16 protein-coding genes are annotated in these 15,651 nt (G+C 68.4%); 4 read left to right on the forward strand and 12 right to left on the reverse strand.

The genetic code is table 11. The features are described from left to right. Nucleotides 1–8: 8 nt before the first annotated feature. The 10 genes from flgJ to FHR66_RS08600 all read right to left on the reverse strand — a co-directional run bounded on the left by flgJ (nucleotide 9) and on the right by FHR66_RS08600 (nucleotide 8,750). Complete coding sequence (gene flgJ / locus FHR66_RS08555; protein WP_160967507.1) at nucleotides 9–1,217, reverse strand: flagellar assembly peptidoglycan hydrolase FlgJ; 1,209 nt, start codon at nucleotides 1,215–1,217, stop codon at nucleotides 9–11. Between the two features lies 1 nt (nucleotide 1,218). Beyond that, nucleotides 1,219–2,337, reverse strand: coding sequence for a flagellar basal body P-ring protein FlgI (locus FHR66_RS08560; protein ID WP_160967505.1), 1,119 nt, complete (start codon nucleotides 2,335–2,337; stop codon nucleotides 1,219–1,221). Nucleotides 2,338–2,345: 8 nt separating this feature from the next. Next, nucleotides 2,346–3,047 carry a flagellar basal body L-ring protein FlgH gene (gene flgH / locus FHR66_RS08565; RefSeq protein ID WP_160967503.1) on the reverse strand — a complete coding sequence of 234 codons (702 nt, stop codon included), beginning with the start codon at nucleotides 3,045–3,047 and terminating at the stop codon, nucleotides 2,346–2,348. A gap of 23 nt (nucleotides 3,048–3,070) precedes the next feature. Beyond that, complete coding sequence (flgG, locus tag FHR66_RS08570) at nucleotides 3,071–3,856, reverse strand: flagellar basal-body rod protein FlgG (protein ID WP_160967501.1); 786 nt, start codon at nucleotides 3,854–3,856, stop codon at nucleotides 3,071–3,073. Between the two features lie 101 nt (nucleotides 3,857–3,957). Beyond that, entirely contained in the window at nucleotides 3,958–4,713 is a 756-nt protein-coding gene (locus tag FHR66_RS08575) for a flagellar basal body rod protein FlgF (protein ID WP_160967499.1), read from the reverse strand. Nucleotides 4,714–4,861: 148 nt separating this feature from the next. Beyond that, nucleotides 4,862–6,085: a flagellar hook protein FlgE gene (flgE, locus tag FHR66_RS08580; RefSeq protein ID WP_160967497.1), complete on the reverse strand. Its 1,224-nt coding sequence runs from the start codon at nucleotides 6,083–6,085 to the stop codon at nucleotides 4,862–4,864. A gap of 30 nt (nucleotides 6,086–6,115) precedes the next feature. Further along, entirely contained in the window at nucleotides 6,116–6,793 is a 678-nt protein-coding gene (locus FHR66_RS08585; protein WP_160967495.1) for a flagellar hook capping FlgD N-terminal domain-containing protein, read from the reverse strand. Between the two features lie 41 nt (nucleotides 6,794–6,834). Beyond that, the gene (gene flgC / locus FHR66_RS08590) at nucleotides 6,835–7,242 is read right to left on the reverse strand and encodes a flagellar basal body rod protein FlgC (RefSeq protein WP_160967493.1); all 408 of its coding nucleotides are present in this window, start codon (nucleotides 7,240–7,242) and stop codon (nucleotides 6,835–6,837) included. Nucleotides 7,243–7,244: 2 nt separating this feature from the next. Beyond that, entirely contained in the window at nucleotides 7,245–7,643 is a 399-nt protein-coding gene (gene flgB / locus FHR66_RS08595) for a flagellar basal body rod protein FlgB (RefSeq protein WP_160967491.1), read from the reverse strand. A 159-nt stretch (nucleotides 7,644–7,802) separates the two neighbouring features. Next, nucleotides 7,803–8,750, reverse strand: a complete 948-nt coding sequence (locus FHR66_RS08600; RefSeq protein WP_160967489.1) for a chemotaxis protein — start codon at nucleotides 8,748–8,750, stop codon at nucleotides 7,803–7,805. Nucleotides 8,751–8,863: 113 nt separating this feature from the next. Here FHR66_RS08600 and flgA point away from each other — a divergent pair, with 113 nt between their 5' ends. The 4 genes from flgA to FHR66_RS08620 all read left to right on the forward strand — a co-directional run bounded on the left by flgA (nucleotide 8,864) and on the right by FHR66_RS08620 (nucleotide 11,535). Continuing rightward, on the forward strand, nucleotides 8,864–9,508 hold the full coding sequence (flgA, locus tag FHR66_RS08605) for a flagellar basal body P-ring formation chaperone FlgA (RefSeq protein ID WP_160967487.1): 645 nt from the start codon (nucleotides 8,864–8,866) through the stop codon (nucleotides 9,506–9,508). A 66-nt stretch (nucleotides 9,509–9,574) separates the two neighbouring features. Beyond that, nucleotides 9,575–9,892: a flagellar biosynthesis anti-sigma factor FlgM gene (gene flgM, locus FHR66_RS08610; protein ID WP_160967582.1), complete on the forward strand. Its 318-nt coding sequence runs from the start codon at nucleotides 9,575–9,577 to the stop codon at nucleotides 9,890–9,892. A 2-nt stretch (nucleotides 9,893–9,894) separates the two neighbouring features. Continuing rightward, on the forward strand, nucleotides 9,895–10,233 hold the full coding sequence (locus FHR66_RS08615; RefSeq protein WP_167087820.1) for a flagellar protein FlgN: 339 nt from the start codon (nucleotides 9,895–9,897) through the stop codon (nucleotides 10,231–10,233). Nucleotides 10,234–10,317: 84 nt separating this feature from the next. After that, nucleotides 10,318–11,535, forward strand: coding sequence for an ATP-binding protein (locus FHR66_RS08620; RefSeq protein ID WP_160967483.1), 1,218 nt, complete (start codon nucleotides 10,318–10,320; stop codon nucleotides 11,533–11,535). Between the two features lie 134 nt (nucleotides 11,536–11,669). On the opposite strand, the gene FHR66_RS08625 is transcribed toward FHR66_RS08620, so the two are convergent. Together FHR66_RS08625 and FHR66_RS08630 are read right to left on the reverse strand one after the other, a co-directional pair. Beyond that, entirely contained in the window at nucleotides 11,670–13,394 is a 1,725-nt protein-coding gene (locus tag FHR66_RS08625) for an EAL domain-containing protein (protein WP_160960862.1), read from the reverse strand. A 4-nt stretch (nucleotides 13,395–13,398) separates the two neighbouring features. Then, nucleotides 13,399–15,501, reverse strand: a complete 2,103-nt coding sequence (locus FHR66_RS08630; protein ID WP_237475334.1) for a PAS domain-containing sensor histidine kinase — start codon at nucleotides 15,499–15,501, stop codon at nucleotides 13,399–13,401. Nucleotides 15,502–15,651: the final 150 nt, after the last annotated feature.

Below are 15,651 nucleotides of genomic sequence, written 5' to 3' on the forward strand. Positions count from 1 at the left end.
CGGCTACCTCAGCGGCGCACGAGGCCGGACGAATCGACGGTGCTGGCCAGCACGCGCTCGATGCCGCCGGCGGCGGCGCTGCCGATCGCGGCGACCGCGCGACCGATGGTCGGGCCGCCGGCGATGGCGGCGATCTTGGCCGCATAGGCCGGATCGGTGGCGTAGCCGGCGCGCTGCAGGCCCTGGGCGAAGCCGCGGATGTCGGTACCGGCCTTCAGCGCCTGCTGATAGCGCGGATTGGTCTTCAGCAGGCGCACGTAGTCGGCGAAACTCTCCGCCGGCGAGGAATAGGCACGGAAATCGGCGGTCTGCGACTGCTTGACCCCGTCCACGTACTCGTGGGTGCCGGTGGTCACGCGGTCGCCGTTCCAGCCGGTGGCCTTGATCCCGAACAGGTTGTTGGAACTGGCGCCGTCGCCGCGGGAAATGCCGCGGCGGCCCCAGCCGGTTTCCAGCGCGGCCTGCGCGACCAGGGCGCGCGCGTCCACGCCCAGTTCCTGCGCGGCCTTCTGCGCATGGTTCCAGATCTTGGCGACGAAGCCTTCCGGGGTGCGCTCGCCGAGGCTGGCCGCGGCGGCATTGGCTGCCGCGGCGGCGCTGGGATCGATGGCGTTGCCGCTGTCGGCGGTGGCCTGCACGTTCGACCAGCGGTCGTCGGCGCCGGCCCAGGACATCCCGGCGCTGCCGTCGGCCGGGCTGCTGCCGATGGCCTGGTGCATCGCGCTGCTCTCGCGGCCGGCAATCATGTCCAGCACCTGCTGCTGCGGCGAGGCGGTCGCCTCGGCGCCGCTCCACGGGCCAACGCCGGCGCCGGCCGTGGCACCGGCGGCAAGCGCGGCGTCGCCCTGCAGCGGCATCGGGCCGTTGCCGGACTGGCCGGACACCAGCGAATAGGCCTTGGCCGCCTTGGCCGCGTCCAGCGAGGTATTGGTGGGCGTGGCCGCGGCCGACTGCCCGCCGCCCAACTGCTTGGAGATCATCGCGGCCAGGCCCAGCCCCTTGCCGTCGGTCAGGCCCTTGGCCAGTTGTTGGTCGTACATGTCGCGGAAGGTCTGGTTCTCGCCCGGGAACAGCGAGTTGCCGAAGCTTGCGTCGCGCATGCTCTTGACCAGCATGTTGGCGAACTGCCCTTCGAGCTGGCGCGAGACCTTCTCGATCTTGGCCGGATCGTTTTGGGTAGAGGCGTGCAGGTCGAAGGGAGCGGCCGAGATACGCATGTCAGATCACCTCCAGCTCCGCGCTCAGGGCACCAGCCTGCTTGAGCGCTTCCAGAATCGCGATCAGGTCGCCAGGTGCGGCGCCGACCTCGTTGACCGCCCGGACGATCTGATCCAGCGAGGTGCCGCCCTCGAACTTGAACATGCGGCTGCCTTCGTTGGTGGCGGTGATGGTGGACTTGGGCGTGGCCACGGTCTGGCCGCCGCTCAGGGCATTCGGCTGACTGACCTGGGTGCCTTCGCTGATGGTCACCGTCAGCGAGCCGTGCGAGATCGCCGCCGGGCTGACCCGGACCTGCGAACCGATCACCACCGTGCCGGTGCGGGCATTGACCACCACCTTGGCCGCCGCCGCGCCCGGCGACAGCTCGACGTTCTCGATGCGTGCCAGCAGACCGATCCGCGCGCTCTGGTCGGTGGGCGAACGCACCGCCACGGTGGAGCCGTCCACCGCGTGCGCGCTGCCCGGGCCGAAGGTGCTTTCCAGCGCGGAGACCATGCGCGAGACGGTGGTGAAATCGGGCTGATGCAGGTTCAGGGTGATCTCGCCGGTGTTGCCGAACACGTCCGGCAGCGCACGTTCCACCGTCGCGCCGTTGGGAATCAGGCCGACGCTGGGCACGTTCACCGAGATCCGCGAACCGTCCTTGCCCTGCGCGCCGAAGCCGCCGACCACCAGGTTGCCCTGCGCGACCGCGTAGACCTGGCCGTCGGCGCCCTTCAGCGGCGCCATCAGCAAGGTACCGCCGCGCAGCGAGATGGCATTGCCGATCGAGGAGACGGTGATGTCGATGGTCTGGCCCGGCTTGGCGAATGCCGGCAGCTGCGCGCTGATCGCCACCGCAGCCACGTTCTTCAGCTGCGGGTTGACGTTCGACGGCACGTTGACGCCCAACTCGCCGAGCATGTTCTTCAGGCTCTGCACGGTGAAGGGCGCCTGGCTGGTGCGGTCGCCGCTGCCGTCCAGGCCGACCACCAGGCCGTAGCCGACCAGTGCGTTGTTGCGCACGCCGCCGACCTGGGCCAGGTCTTTGATGCGTTCGGCCGCGGCCGGCGCGGCCAGGCCCGCGCACAGGGCGACGGCGGCGAGCAGGCGGCAGGGCAGGGACAGGAGATTCATGGCGGGCCTCAGTACGGCGAGATGCGCGAGTTGAAGAAGCGGCTCAGCCAGCCCATTGCGTTGGACTGCGCGACCGCGCCGCGGCCGCCGTAGGCGATGCGCGCTTCGGCCACCTTGCTGGAGGGAATGGTGTTGTCCGGGGCGATGTCGGCGGCGCGGACCACGCCCTGCACCTGCACCAGTTCGTCGCCCTGGTTCAGCCGCAGGTTCTTCTGGCCCTGGATCACCAGGTTGCCGTTGGGCAGGCGCTGCATCACGGTCACGGTGATGCTGCCCTGCATGGTGTTGCTCTGTGCGGTGTTGCCCTTGCCGGCGAAGCTGCGGTCGCCGCTGGTGGAGTTGTTGAGGATGTTGGTGCCGTTGACGGTGAGCGGCGCGCCGAGCAGGGTCGGCGTGGCCATGGTCACCGCGTCCTTCTTGCTGATGCTGGTGTTGGCGGTGCTGCTGGCGTTGGTGCTTTCGACCAGGGTGATGGTCAGCAGGTCGCCGACGTCGCGGGCGCGACGGTCCGAATACAGCTGCAGGCCGGGGCCGGCGGCGTAGATCGCGCCAGCCGTGGGCTGCGCCTGCGGCGCCATCACCGGCGTGATCGGCGCCATCGGCGCGTACGGACGCACGTCGCCGGCGGCCACGCCCAGACCGGCGCAACCGCCGAGCAGGACCGGCAGCAGCAGCACGGCGGAGAAGGAGAGAGAGGACAGGCGCGACATGGCGGATTCCGGAGGCGAGGGGATCAGACGTTGTTGTTCAGATAGCCGAGCATGGAGTCGGTGGTGGAGATGGCCTTGGCGTTCATCTCGTAGGCGCGCTGGGTTTCGATCATGCTCACCAGCTCTTCCACCACGTTGACGTTGCTGCCTTCCAGCGCACCCTGCGCGATGTTGCCGAGGCCGTTGAGGCCGGGCGTGCCGTTCGTGGCCGGGCCGGAGGCGGCGGTTTCCACGTACAGGTTCTGGCCCTTGGCCTGCAGGCCCGAGGGATTGATGAAGTCGGTCAGGGTCAGCGAGCCGACCTGCAGCGCGGCGGCGGTGCCGGCGACCTGCACGCTGACCGTGCCGTCGTTGCCGATGGTCACCGACTGCGCGCCTTCCGGGATCTGGATACCCGGCTGGATCGCGTAGCCGCTGTTGGTGACCAATTGGCCCTGCGCATCGATCTGGAAGCTGCCGTCGCGGGTGTAGGCCGTGGTGCCGTCCGGCATCTGCACTTCGAAGAAGCCGCGGCCGTTGACCATCACGTCCAGGGCGCGGCCGGTCTGCTGCTGGCTGCCCTGCTCGAAATCCTTGGCGGTGGCGACCACGCGCACGCCGGTACCGATCTGCAGGCCCGAGGGCAACTGCGTCTGCGAGGAACTGGCGCCGCCGGGCTGCCGCACCTGCTGGTACAGCAGGTCCTCGAAGTTGGCGCGGTCGCGCTTGAAACCGGTGGTGTTGGTGTTGGCCAGGTTGTTGGACACGACCGACATGCGCGTCTGCTGCGCATCCAGTCCGGTCTTGGCGACCCACAAAGCCTGATTCATGACCCGAGTTCCTCTGATGGTGGCCCCGGCACGACGCGCCGGGGCGCAGGGAGTGATGCACGTGCCGTGCCAAACCGGCGCCTGAGGCGCCGCGGCGTGCCTTAGCCGTTCAGACGCAGCAGGGTGTTGGCCGACTGCGCGTTCTCGTCGCCGTTCTTGATGACCTTGACCTGCATTTCGAACTGGCGCTGCAACTGGATCATCTGCACCAGCGCGCCGGCGGCATCGACGTTGCTGCCTTCGAGCATGCCGGTACGCAGCGAGTTGCCGGTGGCCGGCGCGAAGGCCTTGGCCGGATCGTCGCTGACATTGCGCATCAGGCCGTCGGGACGGCGGCTGAGCTGGTCCGGCGGCGCCTGTACCACCTTCAGCGTGGCGATGGTGCTCATCGCGGTGGGGGCTTCGCCCAGCGGCACGATCGACACCGTGCCGTCGTTGCCGATTTCCAGCGACTGGTGCGGCGGGATCGAGACCGGGTTGCCTTGGTCGTCGAGCACCGCATGACCGCTGGCGGTGACCAGCTGGCCATTCGGGGTCAGCGCCAATTCGCCGCCGCGCGTGTACGCCTCCTTGCCGTCGGACGACTGCACCGCCAGCCAGCGATCGGCATCCAGCGACACATCCAGCGGATTGCCGGTCGTGTGCTGGGCGCCGACGTCGCGGTTGAAGCCCTGGTCGATGTGCAGCGCATCGATACGCGACGGATAACCGGCGCCAGGAATCCGATACGCCTCGGTGTTGGCCAACGCCGCCTTGAACCCGGAGGTCTCGACATTGGCCAGGTTGTGCGACACGGTGGCCTGCGCCTGCAGCGAGGCGCGGGCGCCGGTCATGGCGACGTAGAGGGCTTTGTCCATGGGTGTGGGCCGTGATTCGGGAGAAGGGATTCGGGATTCGAAGAAGCGGAAGTACCGCAGACGATCGGAAGTGGTGGCTCAAGCTGGCGCCCGGTCGACGGGACGCCAGCGGTGACGAATCACCAATCCCGAATCACCAATCCCGGCCTTAACGCATATTGATGATCGTCTGCGTGACCTGATCCTGGGTCGAGATCACCTGCGAGTTGGCCTGGAAGTTGCGCTGGGCCACGATCATGTTGACCAGCTGCTCGGTCAGGTCGACGGTCGAGGATTCCAGCGCGCCGGACTGCACGCTGCCGAAGTCCGAGGTCGCCGGTGAGCCGGTCCGGGCCAGGCCCGAGGCCGAGCTTTCCGCCCAGGCGTTGTCGCCGAGCGAACTCAGGCCCTGCGGATTGACGAAGTTGGTCACCGCGATCTGGCCCAGCGCCTTGTCGGCGTTGTTGGAGTAGCGCGCGTAGACGATGCCTTTCTCGTCGATGCTGATCGAGTTGAGCTTGCCGCTGGCGTAGCCGTCCTGGGTCGAACCGCGCAGGGCGAAGGCTTCGCCGTACTGGGTCGACCCGAACACATTCAGGTTCAGCGACAGGGTGCCCGCACCGGTGCTGGGGGTGAAGGTGCCCAGCGCGATCTTGCCGTCAGGCGGGCTGACCAGCGCGCCGCTGTTGGAGAACTGCAGCGTGCTGGCACCACCGGCGGCGACGCCGTCCACGTAGTTGTAGACGGTCCACTGGTTGGGCGTGGAGGTCTTGACGAAGTACGAGGTCTGCACGTGGGCCACGCCCAGCGAGTCGTACACCGTGGTGCCGCCGCTGGAGTTGTTGTAGCTGTTGGCGTCGTTCGGATCGAACGTGGCCACCGTCGGCGGCTGGGTGTTGCCGGGCAGGGTGAAGGTCAGGTTGACCGTACTGGTCTGCTTGGGCGGGCTGTCGGTGGTCAGCAGCTGCAGGTCGGTCAGGGTGCCGGCGGCGAAGCCGTTGCCGTTGCTGGCCGGCGGGAACACCTGCAGGCGGCCGCCCTGCGGATTGACCACGTAGCCGTTGGCGTCGGTCTGGAAGTTGCCGGCACGCGAGTACACGCGGGCACCGTTGTTGGACAGGGTGAAGAAGCCGGAACCGGAGATGGCCAGGTCCAGGCTGCGCCCGGTCGGATCGATGGTGCCCTGCGAGAACTGCTGGGCGACGTTGCTGACGCGCACGCCCGAACCCACCGCGTTGCGCGCCAGGCCGTAGCCGTTGAGCGTGAACTGGTCGGCGAACTCGGCGCGCGAGCCCTTGAAACCGGTGGTGTTGGCGTTGGCGATGTTGTTGGCGGTGACGTTGAGGTCGGTATTGGCCGCCCTGAGGCCTGACAGCGATGTATTGAAACCCATGGTGGACTCCTGTGGATGGTCGGCGTGGCGTTAGCTGACGCGGAGAACGTTGGTCAGCGGCGTGGTGCCGAGCCCGGTCAGATCGAGATAGATGCCGTCCGATCCGATGATGGCGCTCTCGACCGGCGCCTGGACGTAGGTGGACAGGGAGAGCTGGTTGCCCTTGGCGTCGGTCTGCCCGGCGGTGATGCTGTAGCTGCCGGCCGGCATGCGCTTGCCGCTGGCGTCGGTGCCGTCCCAGGCGAAATCGAGCTGGCCGGCCTTGTCGGCGGTCAGGCTGATCTTCTTGATCGGCTGGCCGTTGGCATCGCTGACGGTGACGTCGACCACGCCTGCGTCCTTGGCCGCCACCAGGCCGCCGGTGCTGCCTTCGGCGCCCAGCGGCAGCGAGGCCGACGGCACCAGCACCTTGTGGCCGATCAGGTTGGCGCCGCGCAATACCTGGTCGGTGCTCATCGACGAGGACAGCGCGGTCACGGTCTTGTTGAGGTCGCCGATGCCCTGCACGGTGGACAGCTGCGCCATCTGCGCGACCATCTGGCTGTTGTCCATCGGCTTGAGCGGATCCTGGTGCTGCAGCTGTTCGGTCATCAGCTTCAGGAAGTCGGCCTGCTGCAGCGCCTTGCCGCTGGTGGTGCTGGTATTGCTCGAGGCGCTCAGGCCAAGACTGGAATAGGTGGTGTCGGTGGAACTGGTGACGCTGGTCATGGAGGCGGTCCTGGAACGTGAGACGGCGGAAGGAGGGCGGCTCAGCGGCCCATGGTCAGAGTGGCCAGCGCCAGTTCCTTGGCAGTGTTGAGAACCTCCACGCCGGCCTGGTAATTGCGCGAGGCGGAGATCAGGTTGACCATCTGCGAGACCGGGTCCACATCGGGCGAATAGATGTAGCCCTCGGAATCGGCGAGCGGATGGCCGGGTTCGTAGCGCTTGATCGGCGGCGCGTTGGTCTGGGCGATTTCCTTGACGTTGACCGAGGTCAGGCTGCTGTCGTGCGGGTTGCGCACCGCCTGGAAGATCGGCTCGATCGGCTTGTAGGCCGCTTCCGCCGAACCGGCCACCGAATCGGCGTTGGACAGGTTGCTGGCGATGGTGCTCATGCGCACCGACTGCGCCTTGAGCGCGGAGCCGGCGACGTCGAAGATCGGCAGGTTGCTCATGCTTATTGGCCCGTGATCGCGGTGAGCATGTTGCGCACCTTGGATTCGATGAAGCTCAGCGAGGCGCGGTACTCCAGCGCGGCGCGGCCGTAGGCGGCGCGTTCGGCATCCGGATCGACGGTGTTGCCGTCCAGGCTGGGCTGGCTGGCGAAGCGGGTGACCTGGAACGGGTTCAGGCCGTCGCCGCCGACGGCGATGTGGCGGCTGTCGTCGACCGCGAGCTGGGTGCCCTCGCGCTGTCCCTGTGCGGCACGCATCGCCGCGTCGAAATCCAGGTCCTGGGCCTTGTACCCGGGCGTGTCGACGTTGCTGAGGTTGCTGGCGATCAGCTTCATGCGCTGCTCGCGCAGCGGCAGGGCGTCGCCATGGACGCCGAAGTAGGCTGTGATCGGATTGGACATGGCACGATCCCGCGGTTCGTTGCCGAAACCACAGGCAAGGCGCGTGCCAAAGTCGGGCGCCGGGCCCGTGCGATCAGGGTTCGGCCGCGGGACGCCGGAAGCGTCCGCTGTCTTTAATATGCCGTCAGGCAGGCCGCGCGGCGGGGCGCGGCGCCCGGGTCAGGCCGCCTGCGCGGCCGCGGCGACGACCCGCAGCCGGGTCAGCACATACTCGGCCAACTCGTTGGGACTGTACTTGGCCACGAAGGCGTTGGCGCCCACGCGCTCGACCATCGCGTTGTTGAACACGCCCGACAGCGAGGTGTGCAACAGCACGTACAGGCCGGCCAGGCCTGGATGGCGGCGGATTTCCGTCGTCAGCGTATAGCCGTCCATCGCCGGCATCTCGATGTCCGAGATCACCATGGCGTAGCGTTCGGCCGGATTCTCGCCGGCCGCATGGATCTGCAAGAGATGGTCCAGGGCCTGGCGACCGTCCGAGAGCAGGGTCGCGGCGACCCCGAGCTGGTCCAGCACGCTGCGGATCTGCTGCCGCGCCACCCGCGAGTCGTCGACCACCAGTACCTGCAACTGCGGGCCGGTGAGGGCCAGCGACGGGTCCAGGTTGGCCTCGACCCGGGTCTGGGCGATGTCGGCCAGCACGCTCTCCACGTCGATCACCTGGATCAGCTCGCCCTGGAAGCGGGTCACCGCGGTCAGGTAGCTGGATTCGGCGCCCAGTTCCGGCGGCGGATGGATGTCCTCCACCGCGATGTTGACGATGCGCTCCACGCCGCTGACCAGGAAGCCCTGGACCGACCGGTTGAACTCGGTCACCACCAGATAGGCTGGCGCGGTATCCGCGTTCGGCTCGCGCTCCGGGTGGCCGATGGCCAGGCCCAGGTCAAGCACCGGTACCGAGCGCCCGCGCACGTCGGCGACGCCGGAGAATTGCAGTGGCAGCCCGGGCACCTGGAACAACTCCGGCCGGCGCAGCACTTCCTGCACCTTGAAGACGTTCACGCCAAAAAGCTGACGACCGCCCAGCCGGAACAGCAGCAGGGCAAGCCGGTTGTGGCCCGCCAAGCGGGTGCGCTGGTCGATTCGGTTGAGAAGGTCATGACTCATGGCGTTCATATCGGCGCCTGCGCGGCGGAACTTGAGGGCGCGGTGCGGATCGGGCGTGCGGTTTGCGGCACGGCCTTTGCATGGTGTCGGCGACCTTTCCCACAGAGACGGCCATGCGCCCGATCCTATTGCTGGTCCTGCTGGCGGCGACGCCGGCCTGGGCCGCGGACTTCCAGTCGGTGGACTCGATCCGTGCCGCGGCGCTGTCCCTGGCCGGCGCCGACGCCGATGCCGAGGCGACCCTGGACCCGTCGGTGCGGGTGCCGCTGTGCCCGGTGCCGTTGCAGGCCCAGCCGACCGGTACCACGACCGTGGAAGTGAGCTGCCCGCGCGAGACCGGCTGGCGGCTGTTCGTGCCGGTCAAGGTGCGGCGCATGCAGCACGTGCTGGTGCTGGCGCGCGGCCTGTCCGCTGGAGAAACCATCGGCTCGGCCGATATCGTTCCCGAGAAGCGCGACGCGGCGCGCATCGTCGGCGCCGCGATGACCGAGCCGGAGATGGCGATCGGCAAGGTGGCGCGGCGCACCCTGCCGGCCGGCACCTTGTTGTCCGCCACCGACCTGGTCGCGCCGCGGCTGGTCCGGCGCGGCGACAATGTGGCGCTCGTGGCACGCAGCGGCGGTCTGGAAGTGCGGATGGCCGGGCGCGCACTGGGCGATGCGGGCGAAAACGAGCGGGTGACCGTCGAAAACCTGTCGTCCCGGCGTATCGTTCAGGGAACTGTGTCACAAAATGGCGACGTTTTAGTGACGCGCTAAGAATCCGGCTAAAGTTCTCCGACGCTGTGCCGTTACCTACACCGAACCCGTAACAGGATGTCCGTCATGACCCAGAAAATTGAAGGGAATTTGCCGAGCCCGGCCACCCTTCGCACGTCGTCCGTCTCGACCAAGGCCGCCTCCGGCGCGTCCGAGGAAGGCAAGGACCGTGCGGTCGGTGCGGCCGCTGCAACCGATAGCCTGCGCCTGACCGGCGAGGCCTCCGGCCTGCAGACCCTACAACGCCAACTGTCGGCCGCTCCGGCGGTGGACAGCAGCCGCGTCGATGCGGTGCGCAGTGCGCTGCAGAACGGCAGCTACAAGATCAACCCCGACGCGATCGCCAGCCGCATGATCGATATGGATCGGCAACTCGGCGCATGAACATGTCCGTGACCAACCTCCTGCAGCAGCTCAGCGACGCGCTCGCCGGCGAGCGCCAGGCCTTGTTGGATCACAACGTGGAAGGCCTCATGCAGGCGACCAGCGCCAAGCTGGCGGCACTGCGCGCACTGGAGGCCGATGTGCCCGCCGGTGCCGAGGCCGAGTTGCGCCTGCGCGAGCTGGCCGACGCCAACCGCGCCAACGGCGCGCTGCTGTCACGGCGACGACGCGAGGTCAACTGGGCATTGCGCCACCTCGGCCGCAGCGAGAGCGCGTCGTCCTACGACGCCAACGGCCAGTCCAGCACGCCGCTCTCCCAGCGTCCCCTGGCAGTCGCGTAAGCCGCAGCGCGTCCCAACGCGGGTCGCGCATCCGCCGGCGCCAACGGCGTATATTGGGCATCCATCGATCGCCCGCGGCCTGTCGTGAATTTCGCCGAAATCAATCCCAACCAACCGCTTGTCCTGCCCTCGCGCGAGCACCTGCTCGCGTTGAGCGAACTGTTGTACGAAGGCGTGGTGCTGTTCCGTGCCGACGGGCAACTGCTGCTGGCCAACAGCGCCGCGCGCCGCCATCTTTCCGGCACCGACGCCGGCCTAGCCGCACACCTGGCGCAGTGGCTGCCGAGCGATGCGCTGTCGCAGGCGCGCAGCAGCGGCCGCTGGAGCGGTAGCCTGCCGACCGAACACCACGTGGTGCTGGCGCATCTGTACTTCCATGCCGATGCGGACGGCGGCCATTACCTGATGCTGATCCAGGGCATCGAAGGCCAGCAGGACTACGAACAGGAACTGCAGCAGCGCCATGCCGAGCTGCGCCAGGCCTACCTGCGCCTCAACGGCGCTCAGGAAAAGCTGCTGCAGTCGGAGAAGATGGCCTCGATCGGCCAGCTCGCCGCCGGCGTCGCCCACGAGATCAACAACCCGATCGGCTACGTCCACTCCAACCTGGGCAGTCTGCAGGAGTATCTACGCAGCCTGTTCACCCTGATCGAGGCCTACGAGCGCGCCCTGCGCGCGCCCGATCCGAAGGCGCTGATCCCGGAGATCGACGACATCCGCAACCGCTTCGACATCGACTTCATCAGCCGCGACCTGCCGCAGCTGATGGCCGAGTCGCGCGAAGGCATCGAGCGGGTCACCCGCATCGTCCGCGACCTCAAGGACTTCTCCTATTCCGGCCGCGAGGAGTCGTGGAAGCTGGTGGACCTGCACTCGGGTCTGGAATCCACCATCAACATCATCTGGAACGAGCTCAAGTACAAGGTCACGCTGGAGCGCCACTACGGCAACCTGCCGCTGGTGGAGTGCCTGCCGTCCGAACTCAACCAGGTGTATATGAATCTGCTGCTCAACGCCGGCCAGGCGATCGGCGAGCGCGGCACCATCGTGGTCAGCACCGGCCAGGACGGCGAAGAGGTGTGGATCGAGTTCAAGGACTCCGGCGCCGGCATTCCGGCGGACCTGCTACAGCGCATCTTCGACCCGTTCTTCACCACCAAGCCGGTCGGCAGCGGCACCGGCCTGGGCCTGTCGATCTCCTACGGCATCATCAACAAGCACCACGGCCGCATCGATGTCAGCAGCACCGTGGGCGACGGCTCGACGTTCCGGATCGTGATTCCGGTGAGGCAGCCGAAGTAGCTGAGAGGCTGGGATTCGGGAGTGGAGATTCGGGATTGGCAAAAGCGCTTTTGCGTTTGCTGTTCCCATCCGCGCGTGTCAATGAAATGCCGACACCGCGCTTTTACGAATCCCCAATGCCCAATCCCCGCCCCTCAGGGGCCCGCATCCCGCCGCTGTTCGTCGTGCGTGCGGAAGGCCTGGCGGATGTGTTCGCGCAGTTCGTCGTCGTTCCACGGCTTGGTCAGGAAGCGGTAGATCGCGCCACGGTTGATCGCGTCGGTGACGGTGGCCAGGTCGGTGTAGCCGGACAGGACCAGGCGGATGGTGTCGGGGTAGAGCATCTTCACCCGGCCCAGGAACTCGGTGCCGCTCATGTCGGACATGCGCTGGTCGGACAGGATCACCTGCACGTCGTTGGTGGCGAGCAGGTCGAAGGCGTCGCGGACGTTGCCGGCGGCGAGGATGCGGTAGCCATCGCGGCGGAACAGCCGCACCAGCGAGCGCAGCACGTTCTCCTCGTCGTCGAGCAGCAGCAGGGTGCGGTCCGGGCGGGTTTCGGTGAACGATTCCGGGCGCAGGTAGCGCCGGCGCAGCGCCATGCCCGCCGCTTCGGCGGACATCGGTTCGCCGAACAGGTAGCCCTGGAAGATGTCGCAGTCGTTGCGGCGCAGGAAACCCAGCTGCGCCTGCGATTCGACGCCGTTGGCGATCACCACCATGCCAAGTTGGTGGCCCATGGCGATGATCGCGCGGGCGATCGCCGCCTCGCGGTTGCCGGCCGGTGCGCTCTTGATGAAGCTGCGGTCGATCTTCAGCTTGTCCACCGGGTAGCGCACCAGCGCGCTGAGGCTGGAGTCGCCGGTGCCGAAGTTGTCCAGGCTCAGGCTGATGCCTTCGCGGCACAGGTTGGCCAGGGTCTCGTGGACGAAGTTGACGTTGTTGGTCAGCGCGCTTTCGTTGATCTCCAGCACCATCATCTGCGGCGGCACCCCGGCCGCCTGCAGCGCCGACATCACTTCGTTGAAGAAGGTCGGGCGCAGCAGCTGCAGGGTGGAGACGTTGACCGCGATGGTGAAGTCGTCGAAGCCCTGGTCGCGCCATAGCCGCGCCTGGCGCAACGCGCCCTCCATCACCCAGGTGCCGATCTGCACGATCACGCCCAGGCGCTCGGCGGTACGCATGAAGCGCTCCGGCACCAGGATGCCCAGGGTCGGCGACTGCCAGCGCAGCAGCGATTCCATGCCGACCACGCGGCCGTCGCGGGCGCTGACCATCGGTTGGTAGCGCAGGCGCAGTTCGCCGTTGGGAATGGCGTCGACGATCTGCCGCGAGATGATGCTCTCGCTGTGCGCGCTGGGCGGGCCGTCGGCGGCATACAGGCGCACCAGGTTGCCGCCTTCGCGCGCGGCCTGGTAGACCGCGTCCTCGGCGAAGTCGAGCAGGGTCGACAGGCGCGTGGAATGCTCCGGGCACAGGCTCACGCCGATCTTGCCGGTCATGAACAGGGTGTACGGCAGCACCGACAGCGGCAGCTCGATCTGCTGCCGGATCTCCTCGGCGAAGGCTTCCGGTGGCGGCACGTCGGCGGTGCGCGGCACCGCCATCACCAGTTCGTCGCTGCCGTGGCGCCACAGCAGGCCGCGGCCGCGCAAGTGCGCCTGCAGCCGGTGCGCCAGCAGCGCCAGCGCCTGGTCGCCGACCTCCGGGCTCATGTTCTCGTTGATCGAGGCGAAGTGGTCGATGTCGATGTGCAGCAGCATCACCCCCGGCCCACCGGCCAAGGCCTCGGCGATCATGCCGGTCAGGGCGGGATGGCCCGCACCCAGGCGCGACGGCAGTTCGTCGTCCACGGGTACGGCGCTGGCGGGATTCCACATCGGCTCAGGTTCCAGGCGGGGGCGACGGCGCTGCCGCGGTGGTGTAGGGCAGGCACAGCGAGACCCGGGTTCCAGCGCCGGGCGCGGTGTCGATCTGCAGGGTACCGCCGGCGCTCTGCGCGCGCTCGCGCATCACGATCAGGCCCAGGCCGCGCGGGCCGGCCGGATCGAAACCGTCGCCATCGTCGACCACTTCCAGGCGCAGGCGCTGGCGTTCCTCGTCGCCGAGGGTCATCCGCACTTCGCCGGCGCTGGCGTGGCGCAGCACGTTGGTCAGGCTTTCCTGGGCGATGCGGAAACAGGCCTGTTCGACCTCGCCGCTGGGGCGCTCGGGCAGGGCGGCGATGTCCAGGTGCAGGCGCACCGGCGAGGCGCGGAACAGCATGCCGGCCTGCCAGCGCAGCGCCGCTTCCAGGCCCAGCGCGTCCAGTTGCGGCGGCCGCAGCAGGGTGGAGAGGTTGCGCAGCTTGGTGATGCTGCTGTCGGCCAGGTTCACGATCTCGCTCAGGTCCTCGCGCCGGCGCTCGGCGTCGGTCTCGTCCAATGCGGCGTGCGCGGACAGCTTCATCGCGGTGATCGCCTGGCCGATGTCGTCGTGCAGGTCGCGCGAGATCGCGCGGCGCTCGTCTTCCTGCAGCGAGAACAGGCGCCGCGCCATCGCCTGCAGCTCGCGGTTGCTCTGCGCCAGCGCATCGCGCATGCGCTCCGGTTCGCTGAGGTCGCGCACGATCAACAGCTTGCAGTCGCGGCCGCTGTAGCGGACGTTGCCGAACGACAGCCCGGCGCGGAACAGCGAGCCGTCGCGGCGGCACATGCGCGCGGTGGCACCGCGTTCGCCCTTGGCGCCGGCCGCGCCCATCCGCTGCCGCACGAGCGGCAGATCGGCGCTGTCGACCAGGCCCTGCAGCGGCTCGCCGAGCAGGTTCTCGCCCTCGAAGCCGAACTGTCCGGCACAGGCGGCGTTGGCGTACAGCACGTGTTCCTGGTGCAGGATCGCCACCCCGTCCGGCAGCACCCGCACCAGTTCCCGGAACTGCTCCTCGCGCTCGTGCAGCAGGCGCCGCGAGCGCTCGTGCTCGGTCACGTCCTGCAGGGTGCCGTGCACGCAGGCCCTGCCCTCGTCGTCGCTGGACGATTCGGCGCGCAGGTGCAGCATGCGCGCCTGGCCGTCGGCGGCCAGCACCGGCAGCAGCATGTCCAGTTGCAACGGCGCGCTGCCGCACAGGTCCTCGATCACCCGCTGGATACGCGCCTGCGACGGCACGTCGGGCGGCACCAGCAGCTCTTCCAGGCGGTGCTGGCGCGGCTGTTCCGGCACGCGCCGGCCGAGCATGCGGTAGACCTGCTCGGAATAGCTGCCCAGGCCGCTGGCCCGGTCCAGTTGCCACGAGCCCAACCGCGCGATCGACTGCGCCTCCTGCAGATGCTGCAGGGCCTGGTCGCGGCGGCGCTGCGCGTCGTACTCGGCGCTGCGGTCGCTGATCACCACCAGCCGCGCCTGCCGGCCGTGGTAGTCCAGGCTGGTGCTGCGCGCCTCGGCCATGCACTGGCTGCCGTCGCGCAGGCGCAGCGGCTCGGCCACCACGCAGGTCTTGGACGGCGTCTGCCGGATCGTCTCGATCACCTCGGCCAGGCGGGCGCTGGCACTGGGCGGCCACAGCCGGGCCAGCTCCAAGCCGACGAACTCGTCGTGCGACCAGCCGAAGAAGGCGACCGCCGCCGGGTTCACGTCGAGGATGCGCAGGCCTTCCAGGTCGTAGACCAGCATCGGGCTGGGATTGGCGTGGAACATCTGCCGGTAGCCGGCCTCCGACAGCGCCAGCCGGGTGTGCGCCTGCACCGCGGCGCGCACCAGCGGGCGCAGCAGGTAATAGAGGGCAACCGCGGTCAGCGCCAGGAACAGGGCGTCGTTGACCAGCTGAAGAGCGACCAACGTGCCGCGATCGTCTACGAAGTGCACCAGAACCAGGTCGCTGCCGATCGACAGCGCCAGCCCCAGCAGCACGTACAGCAACACCACGCGCCAGATGCCGCGGTCCAGGCGTTGCGCCAAGCGCATGCCGGAGGTCGCCTGGGTGGGCAAGGCACTGTCGCGTTGTGGTTGCATGCCCCGGCAGCCTGCTGCGGTGATCCGTGTCCGGCGGACATCTTAGCCGCTGACGGCCGCCGCGGCCCATCGCCGGGCAGTGTCGGCGCTCAATTAATGCCAGCGGATGCCGTTATCACCTTCGACCGCTGGCCTTCAGGGCGGCGAAAC

This window comes from Xanthomonas sp. F4 (genome assembly GCF_011761895.1).

Excerpts from the sequence above, each read along its gene's own strand:
- flgA (WP_160967487.1), top strand. The coding sequence starts at position 8,864 with ATGCGCCCGATCCTATTGCTGGTCCTGCTGGCGGCGACGCCGGCCTGG.
- FHR66_RS08575 (WP_160967499.1), bottom strand. The coding sequence starts at position 4,713 with ATGGACAAAGCCCTCTACGTCGCCATGACCGGCGCCCGCGCCTCGCTG.
- flgH (WP_160967503.1), bottom strand. The coding sequence starts at position 3,047 with ATGTCGCGCCTGTCCTCTCTCTCCTTCTCCGCCGTGCTGCTGCTGCCG.
- flgJ (WP_160967507.1), bottom strand. The coding sequence starts at position 1,217 with ATGCGTATCTCGGCCGCTCCCTTCGACCTGCACGCCTCTACCCAAAAC.
- FHR66_RS08600 (WP_160967489.1), bottom strand. The coding sequence starts at position 8,750 with ATGAGTCATGACCTTCTCAACCGAATCGACCAGCGCACCCGCTTGGCG.
- FHR66_RS08560 (WP_160967505.1), bottom strand. The coding sequence starts at position 2,337 with ATGAATCTCCTGTCCCTGCCCTGCCGCCTGCTCGCCGCCGTCGCCCTG.
- FHR66_RS08585 (WP_160967495.1), bottom strand. The coding sequence starts at position 6,793 with ATGACCAGCGTCACCAGTTCCACCGACACCACCTATTCCAGTCTTGGC.
- flgB (WP_160967491.1), bottom strand. The coding sequence starts at position 7,643 with ATGTCCAATCCGATCACAGCCTACTTCGGCGTCCATGGCGACGCCCTG.
- FHR66_RS08615 (WP_167087820.1), top strand. The coding sequence starts at position 9,895 with ATGTCCGTGACCAACCTCCTGCAGCAGCTCAGCGACGCGCTCGCCGGC.
- flgC (WP_160967493.1), bottom strand. The coding sequence starts at position 7,242 with ATGAGCAACCTGCCGATCTTCGACGTCGCCGGCTCCGCGCTCAAGGCG.
- flgG (WP_160967501.1), bottom strand. The coding sequence starts at position 3,856 with ATGAATCAGGCTTTGTGGGTCGCCAAGACCGGACTGGATGCGCAGCAG.
- flgM (WP_160967582.1), top strand. The coding sequence starts at position 9,575 with ATGACCCAGAAAATTGAAGGGAATTTGCCGAGCCCGGCCACCCTTCGC.
- flgE (WP_160967497.1), bottom strand. The coding sequence starts at position 6,085 with ATGGGTTTCAATACATCGCTGTCAGGCCTCAGGGCGGCCAATACCGAC.
- FHR66_RS08625 (WP_160960862.1), bottom strand. The coding sequence starts at position 13,394 with ATGTGGAATCCCGCCAGCGCCGTACCCGTGGACGACGAACTGCCGTCG.
- FHR66_RS08630 (WP_237475334.1), bottom strand. The coding sequence starts at position 15,501 with ATGCAACCACAACGCGACAGTGCCTTGCCCACCCAGGCGACCTCCGGC.